The 23,520-nt window shown below is 64.0% G+C and carries 23 protein-coding genes; 6 read left to right on the forward strand and 17 right to left on the reverse strand.

Annotation, left to right across the window (positions count from 1 at the left end; all coding sequences use genetic code 11):
* The coding region (locus tag WKW82_RS40685) for a transposase (protein ID WP_422823631.1) at positions 1 to 137 on the reverse strand (137 nt) is incomplete at its 3' end.
* A gap of 175 nt (positions 138 to 312) precedes the next feature.
* Between WKW82_RS40685 and kce the strand changes: the two genes are divergently transcribed.
* Positions 313 to 1,245 (forward strand): 3,5-dioxohexanoate:acetyl-CoA acetone transferase, encoded by a 933-nt coding sequence (gene kce / locus WKW82_RS29855; RefSeq protein ID WP_340346358.1) that lies wholly within the window; start codon positions 313 to 315, stop codon positions 1,243 to 1,245.
* A gap of 751 nt (positions 1,246 to 1,996) precedes the next feature.
* Here the strand turns inward: kce and WKW82_RS29860 are convergent.
* Together WKW82_RS29860 and WKW82_RS29865 are read right to left on the reverse strand one after the other, a co-directional pair.
* A complete protein-coding gene (locus tag WKW82_RS29860; protein WP_340346498.1) occupies positions 1,997 to 2,782 on the reverse strand; it encodes an IclR family transcriptional regulator domain-containing protein in 786 nt (261 codons plus the stop codon).
* Between the two features lie 251 nt (positions 2,783 to 3,033).
* Positions 3,034 to 4,248, reverse strand: a complete 1,215-nt coding sequence (locus WKW82_RS29865; RefSeq protein ID WP_340346359.1) for a site-specific integrase — start codon at positions 4,246 to 4,248, stop codon at positions 3,034 to 3,036.
* A 117-nt stretch (positions 4,249 to 4,365) separates the two neighbouring features.
* Between WKW82_RS29865 and WKW82_RS29870 the strand changes: the two genes are divergently transcribed.
* Together WKW82_RS29870 and WKW82_RS29875 are read left to right on the forward strand one after the other, a co-directional pair.
* The gene (locus tag WKW82_RS29870; RefSeq protein WP_340346360.1) at positions 4,366 to 5,412 is read left to right on the forward strand and encodes a DNA-binding protein; all 1,047 of its coding nucleotides are present in this window, start codon (positions 4,366 to 4,368) and stop codon (positions 5,410 to 5,412) included.
* A 77-nt stretch (positions 5,413 to 5,489) separates the two neighbouring features.
* A complete protein-coding gene (locus WKW82_RS29875) occupies positions 5,490 to 6,299 on the forward strand; it encodes a DNA-binding protein (RefSeq protein WP_340346362.1) in 810 nt (269 codons plus the stop codon).
* A 360-nt stretch (positions 6,300 to 6,659) separates the two neighbouring features.
* On the opposite strand, the gene WKW82_RS29880 is transcribed toward WKW82_RS29875, so the two are convergent.
* The 10 genes from WKW82_RS29880 to WKW82_RS29925 form a co-directional block, all read right to left on the reverse strand.
* Entirely contained in the window at positions 6,660 to 7,742 is a 1,083-nt protein-coding gene (locus tag WKW82_RS29880; protein ID WP_340346364.1) for an NAD(P)-dependent oxidoreductase, read from the reverse strand.
* 13 nt (positions 7,743 to 7,755) lie between these two features.
* Positions 7,756 to 8,550, reverse strand: a complete 795-nt coding sequence (locus WKW82_RS29885) for a crotonase/enoyl-CoA hydratase family protein (RefSeq protein WP_340346365.1) — start codon at positions 8,548 to 8,550, stop codon at positions 7,756 to 7,758.
* Positions 8,547 to 9,437 (reverse strand): amidohydrolase family protein, encoded by an 891-nt coding sequence (locus WKW82_RS29890; RefSeq protein ID WP_340346366.1) that lies wholly within the window; start codon positions 9,435 to 9,437, stop codon positions 8,547 to 8,549. Before WKW82_RS29890 ends, WKW82_RS29885 begins: the two co-directional genes overlap by 4 nt.
* A 27-nt stretch (positions 9,438 to 9,464) precedes the next feature.
* Complete coding sequence (locus tag WKW82_RS29895) at positions 9,465 to 10,979, reverse strand: class I adenylate-forming enzyme family protein (RefSeq protein WP_340346367.1); 1,515 nt, start codon at positions 10,977 to 10,979, stop codon at positions 9,465 to 9,467.
* 43 nt (positions 10,980 to 11,022) lie between these two features.
* On the reverse strand, positions 11,023 to 12,183 hold the full coding sequence (locus tag WKW82_RS29900; protein ID WP_340346369.1) for an acyl-CoA dehydrogenase family protein: 1,161 nt from the start codon (positions 12,181 to 12,183) through the stop codon (positions 11,023 to 11,025).
* Positions 12,184 to 12,321: 138 nt separating this feature from the next.
* Positions 12,322 to 12,975, reverse strand: a complete 654-nt coding sequence (locus WKW82_RS29905; RefSeq protein WP_340346370.1) for an alpha/beta hydrolase — start codon at positions 12,973 to 12,975, stop codon at positions 12,322 to 12,324.
* 100 nt (positions 12,976 to 13,075) lie between these two features.
* A complete protein-coding gene (locus WKW82_RS29910) occupies positions 13,076 to 14,062 on the reverse strand; it encodes a Bug family tripartite tricarboxylate transporter substrate binding protein (protein ID WP_340346371.1) in 987 nt (328 codons plus the stop codon).
* A gap of 29 nt (positions 14,063 to 14,091) precedes the next feature.
* Positions 14,092 to 15,570 (reverse strand): aldehyde dehydrogenase, encoded by a 1,479-nt coding sequence (locus WKW82_RS29915; RefSeq protein ID WP_340346372.1) that lies wholly within the window; start codon positions 15,568 to 15,570, stop codon positions 14,092 to 14,094.
* Between the two features lie 4 nt (positions 15,571 to 15,574).
* On the reverse strand, positions 15,575 to 16,168 hold the full coding sequence (locus WKW82_RS29920) for a thiamine pyrophosphate-dependent enzyme (protein WP_340346373.1): 594 nt from the start codon (positions 16,166 to 16,168) through the stop codon (positions 15,575 to 15,577).
* Complete coding sequence (locus tag WKW82_RS29925; protein ID WP_340346375.1) at positions 16,168 to 16,704, reverse strand: phosphonopyruvate decarboxylase; 537 nt, start codon at positions 16,702 to 16,704, stop codon at positions 16,168 to 16,170. Before WKW82_RS29925 ends, WKW82_RS29920 begins: the two co-directional genes overlap by 1 nt.
* Positions 16,705 to 16,834: 130 nt before the next feature.
* Here WKW82_RS29925 and WKW82_RS29930 point away from each other — a divergent pair, with 130 nt between their 5' ends.
* The 3 genes from WKW82_RS29930 (at position 16,835) to WKW82_RS29940 (ending at position 20,474) form a co-directional block, all read left to right on the forward strand.
* A complete protein-coding gene (locus WKW82_RS29930) occupies positions 16,835 to 17,767 on the forward strand; it encodes a LysR family transcriptional regulator (RefSeq protein ID WP_340346376.1) in 933 nt (310 codons plus the stop codon).
* A 153-nt stretch (positions 17,768 to 17,920) separates the two neighbouring features.
* Entirely contained in the window at positions 17,921 to 19,237 is a 1,317-nt protein-coding gene (locus WKW82_RS29935; RefSeq protein WP_340346377.1) for an MFS transporter, read from the forward strand.
* A gap of 79 nt (positions 19,238 to 19,316) precedes the next feature.
* On the forward strand, positions 19,317 to 20,474 hold the full coding sequence (locus WKW82_RS29940; protein WP_340346379.1) for a lipocalin family protein: 1,158 nt from the start codon (positions 19,317 to 19,319) through the stop codon (positions 20,472 to 20,474).
* A gap of 9 nt (positions 20,475 to 20,483) precedes the next feature.
* Here WKW82_RS29940 and WKW82_RS29945 read toward each other — a convergent pair whose 3' ends face one another.
* The 4 genes from WKW82_RS29945 to WKW82_RS29960 all read right to left on the reverse strand — a co-directional run bounded on the left by WKW82_RS29945 (position 20,484) and on the right by WKW82_RS29960 (position 23,512).
* A complete protein-coding gene (locus WKW82_RS29945) occupies positions 20,484 to 21,158 on the reverse strand; it encodes an ankyrin repeat domain-containing protein (protein WP_340346381.1) in 675 nt (224 codons plus the stop codon).
* Positions 21,155 to 21,961, reverse strand: a complete 807-nt coding sequence (locus tag WKW82_RS29950) for a TatD family hydrolase (RefSeq protein WP_340346383.1) — start codon at positions 21,959 to 21,961, stop codon at positions 21,155 to 21,157. The genes WKW82_RS29945 and WKW82_RS29950 overlap by 4 nt, the downstream gene beginning before the upstream one ends.
* Positions 21,962 to 22,133: 172 nt before the next feature.
* A complete protein-coding gene (locus tag WKW82_RS29955; RefSeq protein WP_340346384.1) occupies positions 22,134 to 22,508 on the reverse strand; it encodes a PilZ domain-containing protein in 375 nt (124 codons plus the stop codon).
* Complete coding sequence (locus tag WKW82_RS29960; RefSeq protein WP_340346385.1) at positions 22,508 to 23,512, reverse strand: DNA polymerase III subunit delta'; 1,005 nt, start codon at positions 23,510 to 23,512, stop codon at positions 22,508 to 22,510. Before WKW82_RS29960 ends, WKW82_RS29955 begins: the two co-directional genes overlap by 1 nt.
* Between the last annotated feature and the right edge of the window lie 8 nt (positions 23,513 to 23,520).

Raw genomic sequence — 23,520 nt, forward strand, 5'->3', positions numbered from 1 at the left:
CCAAGCTCCATGTCGCGGCAGACATCGCCGATGCTCAGCCCTTGCTGGCGGATCATCTGCACTACTTGCAGCTTGAACTCCGCGTTGAATGTTCGTCGTAGCTTCTTGGTCTTCTTCCTCTTCCAGGTGGTTGCCACCTATCGAGGTGTCCGGGGAAATTAGACCAGCACAAGCCATGGCAAGGCGCTGTCTTACCGGCTGCTCGACTTGCCGTTAATCGTGCCGGTCGAACTTGTGCCCTTGCTCGCAGGCGTCGACCGGCTCGCGCGCCCTGATTGAAGACCGCCTTCCATCCAAAATCCGGCGGAGTCCATGTTCAAGCAAGAGAAAGTCATCATCAGTTGCGCCGTAACTGGCGCGATCCACACGCCGTCGATGTCTCCGCACCTGCCCATCACAGCAGACGAGATCGCCGAGGCGTCCATCGCGGCTTGTGAAGCCGGCGCAGCGATCATTCATTTGCATGCCCGTGACCCCGTCACCGGCAAGCCTGACCAACGTCCTGAGGCCTTCACGCCATTCCTCGAGCAGATCAAGGCGCGCAGCAGGGCTGTCGTCAACCTAACCACCGGCGGCTCGCCGTACATGACCGTGCAGGAACGCATGTTGCCTGCAAGCGTGCTGAAGCCCGAAGTCGCGTCGATGAACATGGGCACCATGAACTTTGGTCTGTTTCCCATGCTCAAGCGCTTCAAGGACTTCAAGCATGATTGGGAACGTCCATACCTTGAGGGCAGCAAGGACCTGATCTTTCGCAATACCTATGGCGACCTGGAGACCGTGCTCACCGAACTCTCGGTGAACGACACGCGCTACGAGTTCGAGTGTTATGACACCTCGCATCTGTACAACCTGGCGCACTTTGTCGAGCGTGGCTTGGTGAAAGCGCCATTCTTCGTCCAGACAGTGTTTGGAATCCTCGGTGGCATTGGCACGCACCCTGACGACGTAATGCACATGAAGCGCACGGCCGACCGACTGTTTGGCAACAACTATCGCTGGTCAGTTCTGGGGGCGGGCGCCAGCCAGATGAAGGTGGCAGCGCTGGCCGCGTCGATGGGCGGCAACGTTCGCGTGGGACTGGAAGACAGCCTTTGGATTGGCAAGGGCCGTCTGGCGAAGTCGAACGCAGAGCAGGTGCGTCAAGTACGTGCAATCCTTGAAGGGCTGGGTCTGGAGGTCGCCACACCGGACAAGGCACGCGAGATTCTGCAGTTGAAGGGTTTCAGTGCCGTGGGCTTCTGACCCGTGCGCGGTACAAGGCCTTGTCCAAATACCTCCGCCCCCGTTGCTTCTTGCTGGCCAGCGAACTCGCGGATCCGGTCTTGAGCCGCGATCTTGCCGTTGGCCACGGCTCACGATACACGGCGCTTTGAGATCATCCCGAGCCGAATTGGCTGTCGCTGTCGACTGAGAGAACTCATGTTGTTGAGCATAGCCGCTGCAAATCACCTCCTGCGGCGACCAGACTTGTACCGCCACCCATGGAGGCGCCCACAAGAACGGCGGGGCGAGCGTAGCCCGCCTCGCCGAGCACCTCGCCAGTGCGCTTCCATGCATGGCGTGTCTGACCGCCGCCGTGCTGCAAGACGACCGAGGGATTGGAAGGCTGGCCCCAGGCATCTCCAGCGAGTCGAACGCCACCGGAGCGCAGCATGGAATCAGCCAACTGCCGCGTGGCGTCCTGCGCGTTCGCAGCAATGGCAAGCGCCGATGAGTTCAAGGCGGAGCTGGTTCGGCAACACGGCCGCGCTCAAGGCAACCTACAAGTTCTGACCGGTGCGGCCAGGCTCCGTGGTTTCGCCGAACTGGAGACAGAGACTAGAGTTGCTGTCGAGCGAGACGTTAAGCCCGCTCAGGACCGGGAACGCGTGTTTGAGGGAGGCGGCTCGCCGCCCTACCTTGACGGCAGTGGGGGGAACCCCACTCGTGCTTTGCTGATCAGGCCGTGGGCTCCTGTTCTGCCCTTTGCGCCCGCTCGTTGAGCCGGATCCAACTAGATCAGATTCCGCATCGCCTGCGCCGTCTCGCATAGCACAGGAAGCACCCGCTTCACCGCAGCCTCACCGCTCTCCTGCCCCATTGGCATCGTGATGTTGAGCGCGCCGACCAGATCCCCCCTTCGATCGCGCAGCGGCACCGCGATGCCGCGCGAGTGCAGATCAAGCTGCTGCTCCGACAACGAAAAACACTGCGCCCGGATGCGCATCAGTTCCAGACGCAAGCGGTCCTTGCTGGCAATCGTGTGCGAGGTGAACACAGCAAGCTCATGCGTGGCCATCCAGCGGTCGAGTTCGGCATCGCTGAGAAGGGCCAGCATCAGCGTGCCCGATGCCGTCACCTGCGCCGGCACGCGCGAGCCGAGAACGTAGCCGATGCTCATGCTGCGGTTGGGACCGTTGCGGGCGATGCAGACCACGTCGTCGCCATCCATCACGCTGAGGTAGACGACCTCTTGTGTGCCCGCCGACGCACGCTGCAGAAACGGCTGCGCGATGCGTGGCAGTCGCGCCGATTCAACGTAGGACTGGCCCAGCCGCAACACGCGCGGGGTCAGCCAGAACAGCTTGCCGTCGCTCGCCACGTAGCCCATATATTGCAGCGTCAGCAGGTAGCGCCGCGCGGCGGTGCGGGTCATACCCGCGCGCTGCCCGGCTTGGCTGGCGGTCAGGCGAGGGTGGGCATCGTCGAATGATTCGATGATGCTGATGCCGCGCTCCAGCCCGGCGATCCAATCGCACTTTTCGAGGCTTGCCGCGGCCTCTTCTTTCTCTTTTGCCATCGTGGATGTCTCCCAAGAGCTCTGCGAGTAGATGCCGAGAATTGGGCGGCACCGTCCGATGTCATTCAATGATCGCGCGAACGCTGGGGACGGATCGTCACCGATTCCCAACTCTCGTTCAAGGCCCGGCGAAACCGGTTCAGGGGTGCGGCGCAGCGAAGGCGTGGTCATCGTTCATCGAGCATGCGGTTCGCCTTGCTGTTGATCGAATACCGGGCGCCCTGAATTGCGCAGTCGCGGGCCACGCGAATTTACGGTTGATCCTCATCGAACATGCGGCTCGCTTTGCTGTTGAGCGAACTCTCGGCTCTAAAGTACCCCATCACGGTGGCCACGCTGTGGTGCCCGGTCATGGCCATGGTCTCGGGCAGCGACATCGCCTGCTTGCCCGCTTCCGTCACGAAGCCTGCCCTGAGCGAGTGCGCAGAAAACTCTCCTTCAACCCCTGCCAGTGCACAGCGCTCCTTCACGATGTCGCGCACGGCCGCGGGCGCCAGCGGCTCGCCCAGATGGCCTCCCTTGCGGATGCGACGGAAGAGGGGGCCTTCCTTGATGCCGCTCGCCGCGATCCACACTTGCATCGCCTGCGCAGCGGTGCCGACCAGGGGCTTGATGTCCTCGGGACGGTCCTGCCCGGACTGATTCGTCTTGGAGTGGGTGAGCGTGTAGACATAGGACGTCGCATCCACGCGCCGCAGGTTCTCCAGCGTCGCCCCGGCTACCTCGGAGCGACGCCGCCCGCCGGAGGCCCAGGCAAACAGGAGCAGGGCGCGGTCGCGCTTGACACGCAGCGTATCGTCGCAGGTGGCCAGCACGAGCTGCAACGGATCTTTCGTGAGCGCGCGCTGCTTGTGCGGACGCGCGCCTCGCTGGGCGTACGCGCGCCGTGTGCGACCGAGGAGCTCGCGCACGAGCGCGTCGCCGCAGGGATTGCTTTCCTTGGCCAGCTGATGTGCTTTCGAAAGCACCGCGATCCGATGCACCAGCGTACTGAGCGCCGGCACCCCCAGCTTTCCCTTGTACCCGTTGTCCACCAACGCCTGATCAATCTCCGTCGGCAGTTCATTCACCAGGCCAGTTTTCGGATTTGCCGTTGATTTGGACTGCGCCGCTGTCTTTGCCGCCGACTTCGCATCGGCGGCTGCGGCCCCGTTGTCTGCGTCACTTGCTGAATCCGCCTCGATGGAGTCGGCTTTGCGAGCCGCGTGGTCGACGATGAACTGGATCACGACGGGTACCGGCACCGGCAATTGAAGTGCTTGGCCGTAGCGCGCGGCGAACCAAGCGCACCAGTAGCGCATGGCCGAGGCATAGGAGGCCCGCGTGTTGGCCGATTCACCCTGGCGCAGGAGCGCCCGCGCCGCCGCCTCGGCGGTTTGCGTAAGCCGGGTTGGCTCGAGTGCCGGGTGCCATTCAGCGGCGTTCACGAGCGGGTGCGGGTTGGACGGATCGCTAGAAATATTCATACATATGACATATGATTTGCTATATCACACATAAATAAGTCACGATAAACACATCTTATCGAGGGTAAATATTCCAGGGAATAGGGCGGTCATCGCCAGAAAGTTCAAGGGTCCAAAATGGCTGAGATTCAACAGTTTCGACGTGGTATTCAGGAAGAGGACGTGTTCGGGGCCGCTGACGCGCTATTGGCCGAGGGGCTCCGTCCGACCATCGAACGTGTACGGCAGAAGATCGGGCGTGGCTCTCCCAATACCGTGAGCCCGATGTTGGAACGATGGTTTGGATCGCTGGGCGCAAGGTTGGCTGGTGGACTCGATTCGGATTCCAATCTGTCCGCAGGCAATGATGCGGATGGCGTCCCGGTGAGCGTGCGCAATGCCACGAGGCTGCTCTGGGAGACTGCGCGTCGTGAAGCCGAGGAGGTACAGCGGCAAGAAATGGAACGTGCACGAGCGCATCTGGAGGAGGAGGGCAACGTGATGGCGCGTGGCCAAGCCGAGCTGATTCAACGTGAGGCTGCTTTTGAGCGAGCTCGCGCGAGTTTGGATGCGGCGCTCGCGTCCTCGCAAGCGGCTCGTGAGACGCTCGAGCGCCAGCTCGCCGAACAGGCGGCAGAGAATGCGCGGCTGCGGGAATCTTCAGCGCAGGAGATCGCCCGGTTGAACGCTGCACTCGAGCAGGCCCATGCGAGCAAGGACGTCTTGCGGCAAGAGCGCGAGGCGGCGATGGCCGCACGCGATAGGGACCTGCGCGAACTCCAAGAGCGACACGCTGCACAAGAACACCGCGCGCTTGCCGAGGTCGACCGAGCGCGCCAATCCGTCAAACAAATGGAAGCAGAGCTTTCAAGGGAACAACGACGTCGGAGGCAGAGCGAAGAGACCGCAGCCCAGTCGCTGGAGGTCGGACGCGGCTTGCTGCTCGAAACACAGCAGGCAGCACAAGAAATCGAGCGCGAGCTTCGTGTACAACTAGCCACCTATGCAGCGGGCGCAGCGCAAGCCCAGTCGCGAAGCTCGGCACTTCAACAGCGCCTGGATGACTTCCAGCAGCAGTTGAGCGCCGAAAAGGCATCTCACGAAGGTACGCGAGTTCTGCTTGCCGCTGCCCACGTCGGGGTGCGCAAAACCCGCAGTTCTCGTCGCTCCGCAGTTGGAGAGTGAAGTGGCCGCGCCAGGAATTCTGCGACGGATATTCTGGATTGGTGCGAACCCGCCCCACGAATAAGGAGATCAGCAGCATGGATGACAAGAAAAAAGAAGAACAGCAAGAAATGCTCCGAGAACAGGTCTTTGCTGCAGCATTTTCAATGATTGATGCAGGATTCCTACCTACGGCACGGGGGATTAGGAAATTTTTGGGTGGTGGCACTCCAGAGCAGGTGGAGTTATTAATACAAGAGTGGATCCAAAGATCCCGAGAACTTTTCAAGCAGGCGGCCTATGACCTTGCGTCAGAGCGTGAGCGCGTGACCTTCGAACATCGCTTAAAGCACATCGTCTCGATTAATTTAGAACTAAGAGAGACCTCCCGCGCGCTACTCTCGGATCTTAAAGAGACGGAACAGATTGCCAGAACACTTCGCAGTGAACGAGAGAACTGGGATCAAATTAAGGTCATCATTCAAGGCCTGCAAGCCGAACGAAAAAGCTGGATGCAAATGTACGAAAATGCGTACACCATTAAAAACAGCGCGTCAGATACCTGGAAACAGATCATCAAAAAATTCAAAGGGCTTCGACTTCGTGAAAAACTTGCCGATTGCAGAGACGATGAGGCGCGTATGACAGAAATTGGAAATCAATTAATAATCGCGCATCGTGAGCAGCTGCTATTGGATGCGCAAAATTTAATCAAGGACCTGTTAAAACAAAATAGAGAGCTCCAGTTGAAATGTGTCTCACTTGAAGCGCAGTTGCAAAATCCATCTACGGCGGATGAGAAAATAGTTGACAGCGCATCGTCGGCAAACGAGCCGGCTAGGCTTTATCATGTGGGCGAACAGCACCCACTCATACGCGCTTTGTACTTTCCAAAGACCGACAAGTAGCGGAAGAATGCGAAAAGCGACAACGAATGTTCAATATGTGCCTACGACAGAGTGCGCGAACTTCAAAAGTTGCTGATAGCCTGCTCAGAATCAGCGACTTTTGAAGTTTGCTGTCACAAAGGGGAGATTAGTACTGAGAGTTCTGTCAGCCTACTCCAGGAGATTGCACGGCTGCTGGATTCTGAATTCGCGGACGCCACCGATCCAATCTATGCCGAGGCCTCGCGCAGAGTTGCACGTCTCATATTTAACATAATATACATTGTATTCTTCTACACTGGACGCTCCCGGAATGGGTGGTCCAGACCAAGCCATGCGCAGCATCCCCCTGAAGTCCTTTGCCAGCAACGAGATCGGCTTTCAGGCCTGCAAGCCCAATGCTGCAAGGCGCTCGCTCGCACGTGGCCACACCGCGGGGTTGACCAGCCGCTCGGGTCGCTGGCCGGTCGTCAGCAGTTGCTTGATCTGCGTGGCGGCAAGCGCGGCATTGTTGCGCCGCGCCTCCTGCGTCACGCCGGCGGTGTGGTACGTGGCCACCACGTTGGGCAAGGTCAGCAACGGATGCGTCGGGGGCGGAGGCTCCTGCTCCCACACGTCCAGCCCTGCGCCCGCCAAGTGGCCGCTGGCCAGTGCCTGGGCCAGCGCGACCTCGTCGTGAATGCCGCTGCGCGCGGTGCTGATGAAGATGGCACCTGGCTTCATGCTGGCAAAGCGCGCCGCGTTCATCAGGCCCATCGTGTGGGCATTGCGGGGACAGTGCAGCGAGACGATGTCGGACTGCCGCAGCAACTCGTCGAAGCTCACCGCCTCGGCGCCGCGCCGTGCCATCTCCTGAGGGTCCAGTCCTGGGTCGCTGCCCAGCACGCGCATGCCGAAGGCGCGGCCCAGCGCGGCGGTACGGCTGCCGATGGCGCTCATGCCCACCAGGCCCAGCGTCCGGCCTCGCAGTTCTCGGCCCATCAGGTCCTCGCGAGTGAATCCGCGTTCGCCGCTGCGCAGCAGTCGATCCGATTCGGCGATGCGGCGCAGCACCGACAGCATCAGCCCCAAGGACATTTCCGCTACCGAATCGGCGTTGCCGCCGGCCTGGTTCAGCACCATCACTCCCGCCTGGGTGCAAGCGTCGATGTCGATGGTGTCGCAGCCCGAACCATTGGCGGACACAGCCAGCAAGTTGGGGCAGCGCTCCAGCAACGCGGCGTTGGCGAACAACTGCGGCGGCAGTTCATCCCTCGCGGAATTGGTCTGCAGGACTTGCGCGCTGGCCAGCGCTGTCTCGAGCACATCATCCGGGCTGTCCATGGCACAGGTCTGCAACGCGATGGAAGATTCGGCGGACAGGATGCGGTCGAACTCGGGGTCCATCCAGAAGCCGAATCGCACGACCTCGAAGGGGCGCGTGGCCATGTCCTGGCGAATGCTTGCGTGTTGTACGGTGGTCATGAGGCGTCGTCCATCAGCCGCCGAACTGCGGCGTGCGTTTGTCCAGGAAAGCCGACACCGCTTCACGGTGGTCCGCCGTCTGATGCGCCAGCGCCTGGTGCGCGGCCGACAGTTCCAGCAGCGAAGCCAGGCTCATGTGCATGCCCTCGCGGATCAGCCTCTTGGTCATGCGCGTGACCTGGGGCGGATTGGCGGCGATCTCGTCCGCGAGTCGGTTGGCCGCCGCGAGCAGTTCATCGTGCGGTACGACTTGGGACACCAGGTTCCATTGCAGCGCAGTGCCTGCATCGATCATGCGACCGGTGAACGACAGCTCCGCTGCGCGCGACAAGCCGATCACGCGCGGCAGCAGCCAGGCACCGCCGTCTCCCGGCACGATGCCCATCTTCACGAAGCTCTCCGCGAAGCGCGCCTTCTCCGACGCGATGCGCATATCGCACATGCAGGCCAGGTCGAGCCCCGCGCCGATGGCGGGGCCATTGACGGCGGCAATCACCGGAACCTCCAGGTTGAACAAGGCGAGCGGCAGGCGCTGGATGCCCTGGCGGTAGTCTTCGCGAATGCGCATGCCGTCCACATCGCCGGATGACTGCTCCTTCATCTTGCGGATGTCGCCGCCGGCGCTGAAGGCCGGGCCTTCGCCCGTCAGGATCACCGCGCGCACGCTGCGGTCGCTGCTGATCTTGTCGATCGCTGCAAGGAATTCCTCGATCGCCGTGTTGCCCGTGAGCGGGTTGCGCTGCTCGGGCTGCGACATGGTCAGCGCGACCACATGACCACGCTGTTCGTACTTCAGGAATGTGCTCACGATGCGTTCCCTTCGATCTTCGGAAAGCCGTACAGCCGCGCTGGGTTGTCGACGAGGATTCGATGCCGCTGCGCCGCGTCGGGCACCCAGGTGGCGAGCAGGTTGCGCAGTCCGCCTGCATCGGGCATCTGCGCAACCGCAACGTGCGGCCAATCGCTGCCCCACACGACCCGGTCTGGCGCCGCGTCGACGAGCGCCTGCGCCCAGGGCGTCACATCGTCATACGGTGCCGGCAGCTCGCTGATCCTGTACGCGCCGGAGAGCTTGGTCCACCAGCCGTGCTCGCGCAGAAGATGCCGAAGCGCCTGAAAACCCGGATGCTGCGTACCGAGCGCCACGGGCATGTGGCCCATGTGGTCGACGACGATCGGCACTGTCAGCATCTGCAGGCGCGGCATCAGCTCGGGAAGCTGCCGGGCGTCGAGCAACAGTTGCAAGTGCCAGCCCATGTCCGCGATCTTCGCGGCCAGGGTTTGCGCTGCGTCCAGCCCTACCCCGCCGCCGTACAACACGTTCAGGCGCAGCCCGCGCACGCCTGCCTCATGCATCGCGGTCAGCTCGCGCTCCGACACGTCGGGCGAGACAACGCCGACGCCGCGCAAGCGGTCCGGATGGCGGCGCAGCACTTCGAGCATGTAGCGGTTGTCCGTGCCGTAGACGCTGATCTGCACCAGCACGCCGCGATCCATCCCGGTGGCATCGAGCATCGCCAGGTAGTCGGTTTCGGGCGTGGGCACCGGCGTGTAGCTTCGGTTCACAACCAGCGGATACGCTGATTCGTTTGCCGCAACGACGTGCGCATGCGTGTCGGACGCGTATTGCGGAACCTCGTACGTTGCCGGGCGAAACGTCTTCGGCGGGGTGAGACAGCTTGATTCGATCTTCATGATTCGTCCGTTGTGAACAGCCTGCGATCAAGCCAGCGCGTGGCGCCACAGCACGGCCTGGTCCATCAGGCGGCGGCGCTGCACCTTGTTGACGCCGGTGTCTCGCGGCAGGGTTTCGATCCGCAAGATCTCGACGGGCCGCATGATTCCGGGCAGGGACTTGATAACCGCCGTGGTGCGCGCCACGTCCAGGTTGGGATCGGTCACGAAGAGCACCGGGCGCTGGCCGCTGACCGCATCCGGCTTGCTCCACAGCGCGAACTCGGACAGGCCCGCCTCGGTCTCCAGCTTGCGCTCCACGTAGTCGATGGGCACGTACTCGCCGTTGACACGGATCGCCTCGCTCAGGCGCTCGATGAAGACCAGGTTGCCGTACCGGTCGGTGCGGCCCCGGTCGCCGGTATGGAACCAGCCCTCCCCGTCCAGCGATGGGTCGATCGCACCATCACGAAGGTAGCCTGAGAACATGGTGTCCCTGGAAAGCTCCCGCACCAGGATCTCGCCCTCGTCGGACAGCTTGGCGTCCATGTCGAAGCGCACACGCCCGGCGTACTGCGTCGGCCCCTCCTCCGCCGGCTCCGCGTCGCCCGGGCGCAGTTGCCACAGGTGGCACAAGCCGCCCGCTTCCGTCGAGCCGTACAACGTGATACCCATCGGTACATTGAACTTCGTCAGGAACTCCTCCGATGCGAAGAACACGGAACGCAGATGGTGGCCGTCGCTGTCCTGCGTGGTGGTGTCCCTCAGCAGCATCTTCAGCGGCGTGCCGTGCAGCACGACGGCCGATGCCCGGATGCGCTTCACAGTGGCCCAGAAATCCGCCGCGGAGAAGCGGCTTGTGCCCAGCGTGCTGGCCCCCGCGGTCAGGCCCGCCACCACGCCATAGCCCAGCGGGTTGATGTGGAACATGGGCATGGGCGCGTAGACCACGTCGCGCCATGTGTAGCCCATCGAGTCGGCGATGAAGCGGCCGAGCCGGATGAAGTAGGTGTGGCTCTGCGCGCAGAACTTGGGACGCCCCGAGGTGCCGGAGGTGTGCATCCAGCTGGCGATGTCGCCGCCTGCGCACTGCGTGCCCCACTCGGCCGCGTCGCCCGCATCGGCCGCGCCCGATGCGATGGCGCCTTCAGCGAGCGTCAGCGTCACCTTGCCATCCCAGGCGCGGCGTGCATCCAGTTGCCCCCACGTCGGGCTGGAAGGCGCGGCGAAGCTGTCGTCGAAGTACGCCGCTGCGTCGGGCTTCAGGTCCGCCAGCATGTCGCGCAGCAGTTCCTGCGGATAGTGCGGATTGATGAGCGCGGTGCGCACGCCCATGAGTTGAGCGGCCATCCACAGGATCAGGTAGTGCTCGCTGGTGGCGCCGATGAATGCCACGGTGGAACCCCGGCGCAGACCGGAGGCGGCCAGCTGCCGGGCCAGGCCGCGCGCCAGTTCCAGGGCTTCGATCAAGGGCCTGGACGTCTGGTCCGTGCCATAGAGCGCCTGCGGGGAGCGCTTGGCCGCGCTGGTGATGAGTTGTGCAAGATTTTGATTGCTGAACATGGGGGTACCGAAGAGGTGAATGAAGGATGGGAAAAAGCCGTGTTCAGGCCACCGGCGAGGCCGCCAACTGATCGAGGTTCAGGCGCCCCAGATAGCGCCCGACCGTGTTCTTGAGCACCTCCATGGAACCGCCGCCGATCTCGAAGGTCTTGGCATCGCGCCAGTAGCGATTGAAGGGTGAATTGACCATCGTCCCGTAGGCGCCGCAGACCTGGATCGCCTTGGCAGTCACGTTGTTGGCCACGGTGCAGCACATCAGCTTGGCTTCGCTCGAATGGCGCTCCACGTCGCGCTGTTCGTCGATCGCGTCCGCTGCCTCGTACAGCAGCAGGCGCGCGGCATCGATCTGGGCCAGCGATTCGGCGAAGTACCACTGGATGCCCTGGAAGTCATAGACGAACTGGTCGAAGGCCTTGCGCTGGCGCACGTAGGCGAGCGACTCCTCGAAGGCCATGCGCGCCAGGCCGATCGACATGGCGGCGTTCAGCGTGCGCGAATAGTTCAGGTTGCGCACCACCACCTTCAGGCCTTGGCCCACCTCTCCGATCAGGTGGTCGTGCGGGATCCGGGCGCCTTGCAGCAGCAGTTCCACGTGCGGCCCGTTGCGCAGGCCGAAGGTCTCGCTGCGGTCGCTGGCGAAGGTGCTGACGCCCGGCGTGTCGCGCGGGACCGCGAACACGCCGAGGCCCTCGTCCGTTTGCGCCAGGATGATGAACAGGTCAGCACCCGTGCCGGACGTGATGAAGGACTTCTGCCCGTTCAACTCCCAACTCTCCGCGTCGCGCACCGCGCGCGTGTCGAGCGTTCGGATGTCGCTGCCGTGATTGCGTTCGGTCAGCGCGTAGGACGCCTTCAGGCCTTGCGCGAATTGGGGCAGGTAGCGCTGGCGCAGGCTTTCAGCGCCGACGCGAAGGATCACGTTCTGAGCCTGGAAGTTGGAGTTCAGCGAGATGCCCACCGACGCGCTGGCCGCTCCGACCTCCTCGAAGAACGAAACGACCCGGCGAAACGAACAGCCGGCACCACCGTACTGCTCGGGCACGATGAGCGCGTTGAACCCATTTTCCGCCGCGCGTTGCACGACGTCGGTCGGATAGAGGTCATCGCGGTCGATCTCCGCCGCCACCGGCTGGACGTGCGTGCGAGCAAATTCTCTAAACGAATGGACCGCTGATGCGTCCTCGAACTCTCTCCAAAGCGCCATGTGAATGTCTCCTGTGTTGTTTGGCTGACTGGCCATGAGGAATCATAGAAAATGATTGCTATCTACGTAAAATAGAAATTAGTGATTTCACCATCAGTACTTGGCATGACCCATGGGCCTGTGATTCGCTTCGGGATTTCAAGTACGGGCCAGATGGGACAGCACGAGCGAGCGCAAGACCGGCAGTCGCCCTGTGAAGAAGTGGTCGGCCCCGGGAACCACCATGATTGGCTGGCTCAGCGGCCGCGCCCAGTCCAGCAAGGCGCCCAGGGGGACGCGGTTGTCGTTCTCGCCGTGGATGATCAGCACGCCGGACAGCCCGCCCTCCGGTTCGTAGCATCGCTGGCCCTCGACCTCGCCAGTTGGCAGGCCGGCGAGGACAACGTGGCGCGCAGGCTCGCCGAGATCTGCCAGCCTGCGCGCCACCCGTGACTGCACGAAGGCACCGAAGGAGAACCCGACAAGTGCAAGCGGCATTCCGGGATGCATGGAGCGCAACCGCGCAATCAACGCCACCACGTCGTCCGTCTCTCCGACCCCGCCGTCATGCGTGCCCTGGCTGGCGCCAACCCCGCGAAAGTTGGGTCGCGCGACAAGCCAGCCATCGTCTTTCATCGCCCGGGCGAGGAGATGAGGAATCTTGTGCGTGGCGCTTCCGCCGAGCAACGGCTGCGGATGTGCCACCACTGCAATGCCGCGCGGAGGGTGGACGGGCGCGTCGACGATCACCTCCATCGATCCGGCAGGGCCGTCGAGCAGCGTGGTGCCGGTCTCCAATTGGGTTCGCGTCATGACGAGGCCCTGAAATGCATGAGCGGTTCCGGACACATTGCTTGGCCCGCAGGGCATCGCTCCTCTTTCGCTCGTCCGACGCTGGAGCCCGACATGGCGTTCAATCCCGCTTGAGACCACCGATGGACTTGATGACCGCGCCCCACTTGTCGAGCTCGGACTTGACCAGCGCGGCAAGCACTTCCGGTGTCGAGCCGACTGGCGTTGCACTCAGTTCCTTCAGCTTGGCCTGAACGTCCGGTTGCGCCACCACCGCCTGCAGTTCTCGGCTCGTCGATTCGACGAATGCCGCCGGCAACTTCGCAGGGCCGAAGACCGCGTTCCAGGTGTACGTTTCATAGCCAGGAACACCTGCCTCGGCGATCGTCGGAATGTCCGGGAATGACGGCGAGCGCTTGCTGGTCGTCACCGCCAGCGCGCGCACCGATCCGGCTCGAATGTGCGATGCCGCACCGGTCAACACATCGAACAGGATCGGAATATGGCCGCCGACCAAGTCGGTCATGGCCGGCCCACCGCCCTTGTACGGAACGTGGCCGATGTCGACGCCCGCCATCGACTTGAACAACTCCCCCGACAGGTGCGGCGGCGTACCGACCCCTGAAGACCCATAGCTGAACTTGCCAGGTTCCGCCTTCAGCATGGCAATGAGCTCGCGCACGTCCTTTGCCTTGAAGTTCTTGCTGACCAGCAGCACGTTGGGCACCGTCGCCACGAGCGAGATGGGTGTGAAGTCGCGCTGGGCATCGTAGGGCGCCGGTGGTGTCGACAGCGGATTGATGGCGTGCGTCGCGACCGTGCCCATCAACAGCACGCTGCCGTCGGCCGTCGCCTTCGCCACCTTGGCCGCACCGATCGCGCCGCCGCCTCCGGCGACGTTCTCCACAATGACGCTGCGCCCGATGCGCTCCGTGAGCTTCTGGGCGACCAGGCGGGAAACCACGTCTGTGGCGCCGCCAGCGGCAAAGGGCACGACCAAGGTAATGGGCCCCTTCGGCGCTTGTGCGAAGGATGCCAGCGGCGCGCCCATCGTTGCGGCCGCGCCCAACTTCATCAAGTCGCGCCTGGAAATATCCGAAATGTTCATGCTTGTCTCCATTGATTGTTTTGACTGGGTCAGCGCATCACGAACGGATTGCCCGCAACCGCGCCGCTGTTGATCCATACGCATTTGGTCTGCAGGTATTCGCGGATCGCATCGATGCCGTTCTCGCGGCCGAGCCCCGAGTCCTTGTAGCCACCGAAGGGCGCCATGAAGCTCACCGCGCGATAGGTGTTGATCCACACGGTGCCCGCCTGCAGACGCTCGGTCATGCGCAGCGCGCGGCCGATGTCGCTGGTCCACACCGCAGCCGCCAGGCCAAACCGCACGTCGTTCGCGATCGCAACGGCCTCGTCCTCGTCCTTAAATCGGATGATCGACAGCACCGGGCCAAAGACCTCTTCCTGGGCGATGCGCATGTCATTGCGCACGTCGCCGAAGATCGTGGGCTGCACGAACCAGCCATTGCCGCACTCGGGCGCATCGCCACGCTCGCCGCCCAGCAACAGCGTGGCGCCCTCCTCGCGCGCCACGGCGATGTACTCGAGCACCTTGCTGAATTGCGGCGGCGTCGTGACCGGGCCCACCTGCGTGGCCGCATCCATCGGATCGCCCATGCGGGCCGTCCTGGCCACGTCGAGGAGCTTCTCGACGACGGTGTCGTAGATGCTGTCCTGCACCAGCAGCCGCGAGCCGGCGATGCAGGTCTGGCCCGTGGCCGCGAAGATGCCCGAGATCGCGCCGAACACGGCCTGGTCGATGTCCGCATCGGCGAACACGATGTTGGGCGACTTGCCGCCCAGTTCCATCGCGGTGTGCTTGAAGTTCCGCGCCGCCTTCTCGTTGATGACACGACCGGTACTGTCGGAACCGGTGAAGCTGATCTTGCGCACCAGCGGGTGCTCCACCAACGGCGTGCCCACTTCCCCGCCAAAGCCTGTGACGACGTTGAACACGCCTGGCGGAAAGCCGGCCTCGTCGAACAACTCCGCAAACTCCAGCGTGGAAGCCGATGTGAACTCCGACGGCTTGACGACGACAGTGCATCCGGCGGCAAGCGCCGGAGCGATCTTCCAACTGGCCAGCATCAGCGGCGAGTTCCACGGAGTGATGGCCGCGACCACACCCAATGGCTCATTGCGCGTGAACGCGAAGTAGCCCTTCTTGTCCAGCGGCAGCGTCGTGCCCTGGATCTTGTCGGCCAATCCGCCGAAGTAGTAGTACCACTGCGGGATGTAGTTGAGCTGGCCCAGCATCTCGGCGAGCAGCTTGCCGTTGTCGCGGACTTCGGTGGCCGCGAGCTTGGCGGCATCGCGGGCGATGAGGTCACCCAGCCGGTGCAGCAGCATGCCGCGCTGGCTGGCCGACATCTCGGCCCATGGGCCTTGAGTCAGCGCACGATGCGCGGCCTGCACGGCGCGATCCACGTCGCGTTCGTCCGAACGCGGGATCTCTGCCCAGGACTCGCCGGTGTACGGGTTCTGGCTCTCGAGCCAGGCCGCGCCCGCGGGGTCGACGGACTGGCCATCGATGCGAAGTTGATAGCGCTTCATGGAATCAGAAAGGCTTCAAGCCCAGCGCATCACGGAACCGGTTCTTGACGTAGACCCCGTCGCGCGGCGGCAGTGCACGGGGCGGCTCGTCCGCGTCGATTCGCACCTGCACGAAGGTAGGCCCGAGACGCTCGGCCGCACGGCTGGCGATCTCGCCACAGTGTTCTTCGCTGTCTACCGAGTAGGCATCGGCAATCCCGAAGCCCTTGGCCACGGCCACCAGGTCGGTCCCGAGGCTCGTGTGGCTGCGCTGCATCCCGGTCTCGCCGAAGTGCCCGTTGTCGAGCACGACGATCGTCAAGTTGCGCGGCTGCTTGGCCGCAATCGTCGCGAGGCTGCCGATACCCATGAGCTGTTCGCCATCGCCGGTGATCACCAGCACGGACTTGTCCGGCTGCGCCAGGGCGAGGCCGAGGGCGAGCGAGGTCGAACCGCCCATCGCACCCCAGAGGTAGTAGTTGTTGTCGCGATCCCCGGCGGCAAAGACGTCGTAGGACGCAGAACCGAGGCCGGTCACGACGAGCGCATCCGGAAGCGCCTTCAGCAGCGCGGAAACGAACTGGCGGCGGTTGGCCGCCTTGGCAGGGTTCTGGCTCATCACTTGCGCTCCCACTTCTTGCGTCCGATCAGGTTCTGTCCGAGCAGCACGGCAACGCGGTCGCCGGCTTCGAAGGCGGCGTCGAAGCCTGCCCTCACGATCTCCTCGACTTGCGCCGGATCCGACGCGCGAAGGACCGTGATGCCCATCAGCTCGAGCGCTCCCTGGGTCGCCCGGCCCATGGGTCCTTGCCACGGGTTGAAGTCCGCGTACTCGCCGCGCATCGTCACCAGGGTGAAGAACGGGAAGTTGGCGCTCGACAGCAGCGAGAACATGTTCACGCAGTTGCCGACGCCACTGCTCTGCATCAGCAGCACAGCGCGCTGGCCGCCGAGCCAGGCCCCGCTGACCACCGCGACGCCCTCCTCCTCCGTCGTCAGGACGATGTCCTGGATGTCCGGGTCCGCGATGGCGGAGCGGATCACGTGGGAATGTCCCGCGTCGGGCACGTACGCGATCTGGCGCACGTCCCCTTCCTTGAGAACCTTGAAGATGTCCTGCTGCCAGGCGGGCGCTGTGGTGGCTGTTTCGCTCATCGATGCTCCGTTGTTGGTGACGGTTAGGTAGTGAAGTCGGCGTGAAGAAATCATAGAATCTGATGGCACATCGCATCCAATAGAAAGAAGTGATGCCACCATCAACGATTGAAATCGCACGGAGCCAGCCATGGACTTCAAGCAATTGCGCGCCTTCCTGACCGTCTGCGACACGGGCAACGTCACCCGCGCCGCGGAGCTGCTCAACCTCGTCCAACCCGCGGTATCGAGGCAGCTTCGTCTGCTGGAGGAGGATGTCGGCACGGAGCTGTTTGAACGGGAACGCCATGGCATGGTGCTCACCGAGGCAGGCAAGGCGCTGGTCGGTTACGCGAGGCGCGCGATGCTCGAACTCGATCGCGCGAGGGCCGAGATCAGCGGGTCCTCGACCGGCATCAGCGGCCTCGTGACCTTGGGGCTGCTCCCCAGCACCTGCGACCTGTTGTCGAGCCCGCTCCTGAAAACGGTGGCCGAGGCCCACCCCGGCATCCGCATCAGGATCGTGACGGGCTACGCAGGCACGCTGGCGCAGTGGCTGGAGTCGGGCGAGGTGGATGTCGCGCTGCTCTACGGTGCGGAGCGGTCATCCAGCATCCAGGTGACGCCACTCATCGAGGAGGCGCTGTGGGTGCTGGGACCGACATCGGCCAAGTTGCGCAAGAACCAACCCGTGACGCTCGCAAGCCTGGCCGGCAAGCCCATGATCCTCCCCAGCACGTCGCACGGCATCCGCACGCTGGTCGATCACGCCTGCGCCGTCTCTCGCGTCGAGTTGACGATTGCCGCCGAGACCAATGCGATGAGCGTGCAGCGCAGCCTGGCGATCGGTGGGCACGGGCTGACGATCCTTCCCGCGATTTCGGTTGCCGAAGACATGGCCCGCAAGACAGGTTCGGCCGCGCCCTTGAGCGACCCACGGATCACGCGCACGATCGTCCTCGCGCTTCCGGCCAACCGGGTCGTCGGCCAGCATGTGCGACGCGTCGCGGACTTGCTCGTGGGCTGCGTGCAGGAGGCCACCCGGCGTGGTGAGTGGTTCGAGGGGCGCTGGTTGGGCGCCTGAACGTGCCGCCGGAGCATCGGCCGACTCCGCTGCGACGGTCTTGCTTCATGCGCCGCCACGATGGCTCGGCTACGCACTTCCGTATTCATGCGTCCTGCCAGCCGTGCGAAACTTTCTGTTCGCACGACAAGAAACAACGGGGGGACACATCCAATGAGCACGCCGAACGGCGCGGCCGCATCGCGGACCGTGGTCAACAACACCACTTCCACCAAGTCCGCCGCCACGCGGCCCAGCACCTTCAAGGTCATCACGGCCATCTCCATCGGCAACGCGCTGGAATGGTTCGAGATCGTCATCTACGGCTTCCTGGCCGTGACCATTTCGAAGCTGTTTTTCCCCTCGGACAACGAAAACGTATCGTTGTTGATCGCGCTCGGCACCTTCGGCGTGACCTTCTTCATGCGTCCGGTGGGCTCGATCGTCCTCGGCGCGTATGCCGACTCGGCGGGCCGCAAGGCGGCGCTGACGCTGTCGATGGGGTTGATGCTGGGTGGCACGCTGTTGATCGCGGTGTCGCCGACCTTTGCAAGCATCGGGATCTGGGCGCCAGTGCTCATCATCGTCGCGCGGCTGCTGCAGGGCTTTGCGGCCGGCGGCGAGTTCGGCAGCGCCACGGCCTTGCTGGCCGAGCAGGATCCGAACCGGCGCGGCTTCTATGCCAGCTGGCAGTTCGCGAGCCAGGGCATCACGACCTTCCTCGGCGCCGCCTTCGGCATGGGGCTCAACACCTTGCTGACGCCGGAGCAACTGCTCGACTGGGGTTGGCGGATCCCGTTCTTCTTCGGCCTGTTGCTCGGCCCGGTCGGCCTCTACATCCGCCGGCACCTGGAGGAAGGCGACGAGTTCGACAAGAGCGCCGCCGCCAAGGCCCCGCCGGTGCGCACCGCCCTGCTCGACCAGCGCGGCCGCACGCTCACGTCGATGGGGCTCATCATCCTGGCCACGATCATCTCGTACACGGGGCTGTTCATGCCGACCTTCGCGGTCAAGCAGCTGGGCCTGCCGCCCTCGATGTCCTTCGTGGGCACGATCTGGCTCGGCGTGCTGCAGCTGACGCTGGTGCCGTTCTACGGGGCGTTGTCCGATCGCATCGGGCGCCTGGCCATCATGCGGACTGCGGCGCTCATCATGCTGGTGATGATCGTGCCGCTGTTCTACATGCTGGTCTCGTACCCGTCGGTGACGACGCTGATGATCGCGCTGACCGCCATCGGGCTGGTGGCGACGGCCTACTGGGGGCCGATGGCGGCCACGATGGCGGAGTTGTTTCCTGCGGGCATGCGCGGCACTGGCCTGTCCGTGAGCTACAGCCTTGGCGTGGCCATCTTCGGCGGCTTTGCGCCGTTCATCAGCGCATGGCTCATCACCGCCACGGGCAGCAAGATTTCGCCTGCGTTCTACATGGTGTTCGGCGTGCTCGTCAGCCTCGTGGCACTGCGTGTGGCGCCACGCTACGGCATCAAGTAGACCTGCGGCGGCGCCCGTCTTCGGCAGTGCGCGCCAATGCTAGGCTCGGGTCTTCGATTTTTCACCGCGGGTGCCACCGATGAAATCCGACGACAAGGGCAAGAGCTATTACGGGCGCTATCGCGGACGCGGCTCTTCGCGTCGCAAGGGATGGCGCGCCTACGCAGGACCGCTGTTGGCGGTCATCGCGGTGTTGGTTGCCGGCTTGTACTTCGCACGTGAATCTGATCAGGAAGCAGCGCCCACGGCGGCATCCGGTGGACCGGCCGACGCAGCTGGCAAACCGGTTGAACGCACCGCCGCCCTGCCCCCGCTGAATCTCCCGGCCGATGATGCGCCGCATGGGTCGGGCATGGAATGGTGGTACTACAGCGGCATCCTCGACGCGAAGACGGGCAATCGCTATGCATTCCACGTGGCCGTCTTCGTCGCCAACGGGTTGGTCAAGCACACCGTCATGCATGTGGCGCTGACCGACCTGCAGAACGGCCGGCGCTTCTCGGGCCAAAGCCGCACAGGTGGACTGCCGGCCAAGAGCACCACCAGCGGATTCGATTTCCGGCAAGACGGATGGCAGGTCGCTGCCAATGGCAATGCGCACGTCGTGCGGGCTGAATTCGAAGGCGTCTCGCTGGCGCTCAACTTGAACGATGCGGGCCCCGTGGTCGCGCACAGGGCGGCCGGTTCGGCCACGCCTGGACTGCTCGACTTCGGCAAGAGCGGCATCAGCTACTACTATTCGCGCCCCCGCATGGCCGCGCAAGGCGAGCTCCAGGTCGCCGGACGCCAGATCCCGGTGAGTGGCGACGTCTGGTTCGACCACCAATGGGGCGACTTCGATGTCTTGAGCTTCGGCTGGAACTGGTTCGCCCTGCACCTGGCCGACGGCTCCGATGTGATGCTCTACGACCTCTTCGACTCGGACGGCCGCAAGGTGCTGACCTCCGGCACCGTCTCGACCGCCAAGGGGGCCGTTCCGCTCAAGGCCAGCGAGATCGAACTCACGCCCGGCCGCAAGTGGACGAGTCCGGATACGAAGATCAGCTACGTCGTCGAATGGAACGTCAAGCTGCCTTCCGGCACGTACAGCATCAAGCCTTTCGTCGACGACAGCGAGTTCGAGGCGCAGCAGACGACCGCGAACGTCTACTGGGAAGGCCCGGTGAAAGTGACGGGCAGCACGGAGGGACAGGGGTTCATGGAACTCAGCGGCTACGAGCGCCTGGGTCGCAAGTAGGGCCCGCCTCTACCACTTGCCCTCTTTCGGCAGCGCCTGCGGCTTCTTCTGCCCGGCGGCGGCAATCATCGCTGCGTCACTCTCCCGATTCGCGCGCTTGGCGAAATCGACAGCCGTCATGCCCTGCTCGTTCTTCATCGCCGTGTCGGCGCCCTCGTCGAGCAGCAGCTTCACCGCATCGCTCGATCCGTACATCGCGGCCATCATCAGCGGCGTGGTGCCGTTGGGTGACTGCGCGTCGATGAAGGCGAACTTGTCGAGCAGCAGCTTCATGATCGAGATCTGGCCGCTGGTGGCCGCATAGTGCAGCGGCGTCCAGCCCGTCTTGTTGACGGCGGCGTCGCGCGCGAGCAGCTTGGCGACGACCTCTTGCTGGCCCTTGAGGCTGGCCATCATCAGAGGGCTTTCGTCACTGCCGTTGACGGCGTCGACGTCGGTCTTGGGGGAGTCGACCAGAACCTGCACGACACGGGGCGAGGGCTCGCGCAAGGCGATCAGCAGGCCGGTCTGTTGCTTGTCGTCACGTGTGTTCGGGTCGAAACCGCGTTCGATCAGGCTGCGCACGCCGCTGGCGTTGTCGCTGCGTACGGCGCGGAAGAAATCGTCGTAGGAACCTGCAACGCTTGCGCAAGAAATTAGCGCAAAAACAAATAGATAGGGGAGTTTTTTAATCGAATACTTCATGACTTGATCGCGCTGAAAAGTGTTTCGAAATTGCGGCTCGTGGCCTCTGCCACGGCCTCGACGGACAGCTGTCGCACTTGGGCAATCTGCTGCGCCACATAGGGCACGTAGGACGGATTGTTGGTCTTGCCGCGGTACGGCACCGGCGCCAGGTAGGGGCTGTCGGTCTCGATGAGCATTCGGTCCATCGGCACGAAGGCCGCCACGTCACGCAGGTCCTGGGCCTTCTTGAAGGTGAGGATGCCGGAGAACGAGATGTAGAAACCGAGGTCGAGCGCGGCGCGCGCCACTTCCGCCGTCTCGGTGAAGCAATGGAACACGCCGCCGGCGGCGTTGCCGGCCCCGGTCTCGCCTTCTTCCCGCAGGATGGACAGGGTGTCGGCCGAGGCATTGCGGGTGTGGATGATCAGCGGCTTGCGTGTCTGCTGCGCCGCGCGGATGTGGACCCGAAACCGGTCACGTTGCCATTCCATGTCGGCCACGCTGCGGCCGCCCTTGCGTTCCGCCATCTGGTAGTAGTCGAGGCCGGTTTCGCCGATGGCCACCACCTTGGGCAGCGCGGCAAGACGCACCAGGTCGTCGAAGCTGGGCTCCTGGATGTCCTCTTCATCGGGGTGCACGCCGACGCTGGCCCAGAAGTTGTCGTAGCGCGCTGCCAGCGAGTGCACGGCGTCGAACTCTTCAAGCTTGGTGCAAATGCACAGCGCCCGGTCGACCTGCGCCGCCTCCATGGCGGCGCGAATCCGCGGCATGTCGTCGATCAACTCGGGAAACGTGAGATGGCAATGGGAGTCGGTGAACATGCCCTATTGTCGCCAACCCGTCGTCGCGGTCTTGGTGGCGGGCTTTCCATCGGCGAAGCGGCATCCAGGCCAACTTGTCTGTGCGGGAGATAGCGCGGGACCGGCTTCGCCGGGCCGCTGGTATCGCCTCGGGTCCAGGGGAGATCCGCAACGCGGCGACCTGGGGCGAGTATTAGATCGTTTGCGTGGGCCGGTCCGAGCCCATCGTGCCGCCCAGCGCCTCCTCGATGCGAGCCTTGAGCTGGCGGGACTTTTCGTCCGACGGAAAGCGGATGCCGACGCCCGGAGCGCGATTGCCTGCGGCACGCACCGGCGTGATCCACGCCACCTTGCCTGCGACCGGATAGCGCTGCGGATCATCGGGCAGCGTCAGCAGCACGTAGACGTCGTCGCCGAGCCGGTACTCGCGCGCGGTGGGAATGAAGATGCCGCCTTCTGCGAACAAGGGGATGTAGGCCGCGTACAGCGCACCCTTTTCCTTGATGGCCAACTGGATCACGCTGGGCCGTGGGGAATTGGCGGCTGGGGTGGCGGTGGTGGTGTTCATCATGGGCGAGGTGGGGCCGAGTGTAGGGTGCTTCGCGCTTCGCTCACAAGCGCCTCCAGCATGAGGCCGGGGTTGAAGGGATGCTCGGCGGTGCGGGCTGCGGCGGCGAGCGACTTCGACCAGCGCGCCAATGCACGGCTGGATGGCGGCTTCGGCAGGTCCGCCGCATAGAAGAAGCGTGGCGCGGCGCCCTGCCCCACGGCCATCAGGTCGTGGCAGAGCTTTTGCAGCGCGTCGATCGCCTGGCTGGGCGCATGGCCGGATAACGCGGCGACCTCACCCTTGGCCATGGCCTTGGGCAACGACGACCAGGCTTTGGGCGAGCCGCCGTTGCGCGCCTGGCGCAGGGCGTCGCTGGGCCTGCCGCCCGCCGCGCGCAGCAACGCGCCGGCGTCGGCCGCGGGAACACCTTGCGCCACCAGCCAGGCTTGCGCCTGCTCTTCTGCAGGCCACGGCAAGGTGTAGCCGATGCAGCGGCTGCGGATGGTGGGGAGCAATTGCCAGGCCGCTTCGCTGGCCAGCACGAAGCGCACGTCACCGACCGGCTCTTCCAGCGTCTTGAGCAGCGCATTGGCCGAGATCGCGTTCATGCGCTCGGCCGGATAGACCAGCACCACCTTGCCTCGGCCACGCGCGCTGGTGCGCTGCGCGAAACCGACCGCGTCGCGCATGGATTCGACGCGGATTTCCTTGCTGGGCTTGCGCTTCTTGTCGTCGATGTCGGCCTGCGACTTCTCGTCGAGCGGCCAGTTGAGGTCCATCATCGCGACCTCGGGCATCAGCACGCACAAGTCGGCATGGGTGCGGACATCGATGGCATGGCAGCTGCCGCAATGGCCGCAGGCGCCCTGCGCCGTGGGCTGCTCGCACAGCCAGGTGCTCGCCAGGGCCAAGGCGAGTTCGTACTGGCCGAGACCGGATGGGCCTTGCAGCAGCCAGGCATGGCCGCGCTGGCGCAGCAGTTCGGTCAGCGGCGCATGCAGCCAGGGCAATAGATTGCTCATGGGCGCAC

It is taken from the genome of Variovorax rhizosphaerae (assembly GCF_037889975.1).
Taxonomy (GTDB): Bacteria; Pseudomonadota; Gammaproteobacteria; order Burkholderiales; family Burkholderiaceae_C; genus Variovorax; species Variovorax rhizosphaerae.

Excerpts from the sequence above, each read along its gene's own strand:
- kce (WP_340346358.1), top strand. The coding sequence starts at position 313 with ATGTTCAAGCAAGAGAAAGTCATCATCAGTTGCGCCGTAACTGGCGCG.
- WKW82_RS29860 (WP_340346498.1), bottom strand. The coding sequence starts at position 2,782 with ATGGCAAAAGAGAAAGAAGAGGCCGCGGCAAGCCTCGAAAAGTGCGAT.
- WKW82_RS29865 (WP_340346359.1), bottom strand. The coding sequence starts at position 4,248 with ATGAATATTTCTAGCGATCCGTCCAACCCGCACCCGCTCGTGAACGCC.
- WKW82_RS29870 (WP_340346360.1), top strand. The coding sequence starts at position 4,366 with ATGGCTGAGATTCAACAGTTTCGACGTGGTATTCAGGAAGAGGACGTG.
- WKW82_RS29875 (WP_340346362.1), top strand. The coding sequence starts at position 5,490 with ATGGATGACAAGAAAAAAGAAGAACAGCAAGAAATGCTCCGAGAACAG.
- WKW82_RS29880 (WP_340346364.1), bottom strand. The coding sequence starts at position 7,742 with ATGACCACCGTACAACACGCAAGCATTCGCCAGGACATGGCCACGCGC.
- WKW82_RS29890 (WP_340346366.1), bottom strand. The coding sequence starts at position 9,437 with ATGAAGATCGAATCAAGCTGTCTCACCCCGCCGAAGACGTTTCGCCCG.
- WKW82_RS29895 (WP_340346367.1), bottom strand. The coding sequence starts at position 10,979 with ATGTTCAGCAATCAAAATCTTGCACAACTCATCACCAGCGCGGCCAAG.
- WKW82_RS29900 (WP_340346369.1), bottom strand. The coding sequence starts at position 12,183 with ATGGCGCTTTGGAGAGAGTTCGAGGACGCATCAGCGGTCCATTCGTTT.
- WKW82_RS29905 (WP_340346370.1), bottom strand. The coding sequence starts at position 12,975 with ATGACGCGAACCCAATTGGAGACCGGCACCACGCTGCTCGACGGCCCT.
- WKW82_RS29910 (WP_340346371.1), bottom strand. The coding sequence starts at position 14,062 with ATGAACATTTCGGATATTTCCAGGCGCGACTTGATGAAGTTGGGCGCG.
- WKW82_RS29915 (WP_340346372.1), bottom strand. The coding sequence starts at position 15,570 with ATGAAGCGCTATCAACTTCGCATCGATGGCCAGTCCGTCGACCCCGCG.
- WKW82_RS29920 (WP_340346373.1), bottom strand. The coding sequence starts at position 16,168 with ATGAGCCAGAACCCTGCCAAGGCGGCCAACCGCCGCCAGTTCGTTTCC.
- WKW82_RS29925 (WP_340346375.1), bottom strand. The coding sequence starts at position 16,704 with ATGAGCGAAACAGCCACCACAGCGCCCGCCTGGCAGCAGGACATCTTC.
- WKW82_RS29930 (WP_340346376.1), top strand. The coding sequence starts at position 16,835 with ATGGACTTCAAGCAATTGCGCGCCTTCCTGACCGTCTGCGACACGGGC.
- WKW82_RS29935 (WP_340346377.1), top strand. The coding sequence starts at position 17,921 with ATGAGCACGCCGAACGGCGCGGCCGCATCGCGGACCGTGGTCAACAAC.
- WKW82_RS29940 (WP_340346379.1), top strand. The coding sequence starts at position 19,317 with ATGAAATCCGACGACAAGGGCAAGAGCTATTACGGGCGCTATCGCGGA.
- WKW82_RS29945 (WP_340346381.1), bottom strand. The coding sequence starts at position 21,158 with ATGAAGTATTCGATTAAAAAACTCCCCTATCTATTTGTTTTTGCGCTA.
- WKW82_RS29950 (WP_340346383.1), bottom strand. The coding sequence starts at position 21,961 with ATGTTCACCGACTCCCATTGCCATCTCACGTTTCCCGAGTTGATCGAC.
- WKW82_RS29955 (WP_340346384.1), bottom strand. The coding sequence starts at position 22,508 with ATGAACACCACCACCGCCACCCCAGCCGCCAATTCCCCACGGCCCAGC.
- WKW82_RS29960 (WP_340346385.1), bottom strand. The coding sequence starts at position 23,512 with ATGAGCAATCTATTGCCCTGGCTGCATGCGCCGCTGACCGAACTGCTG.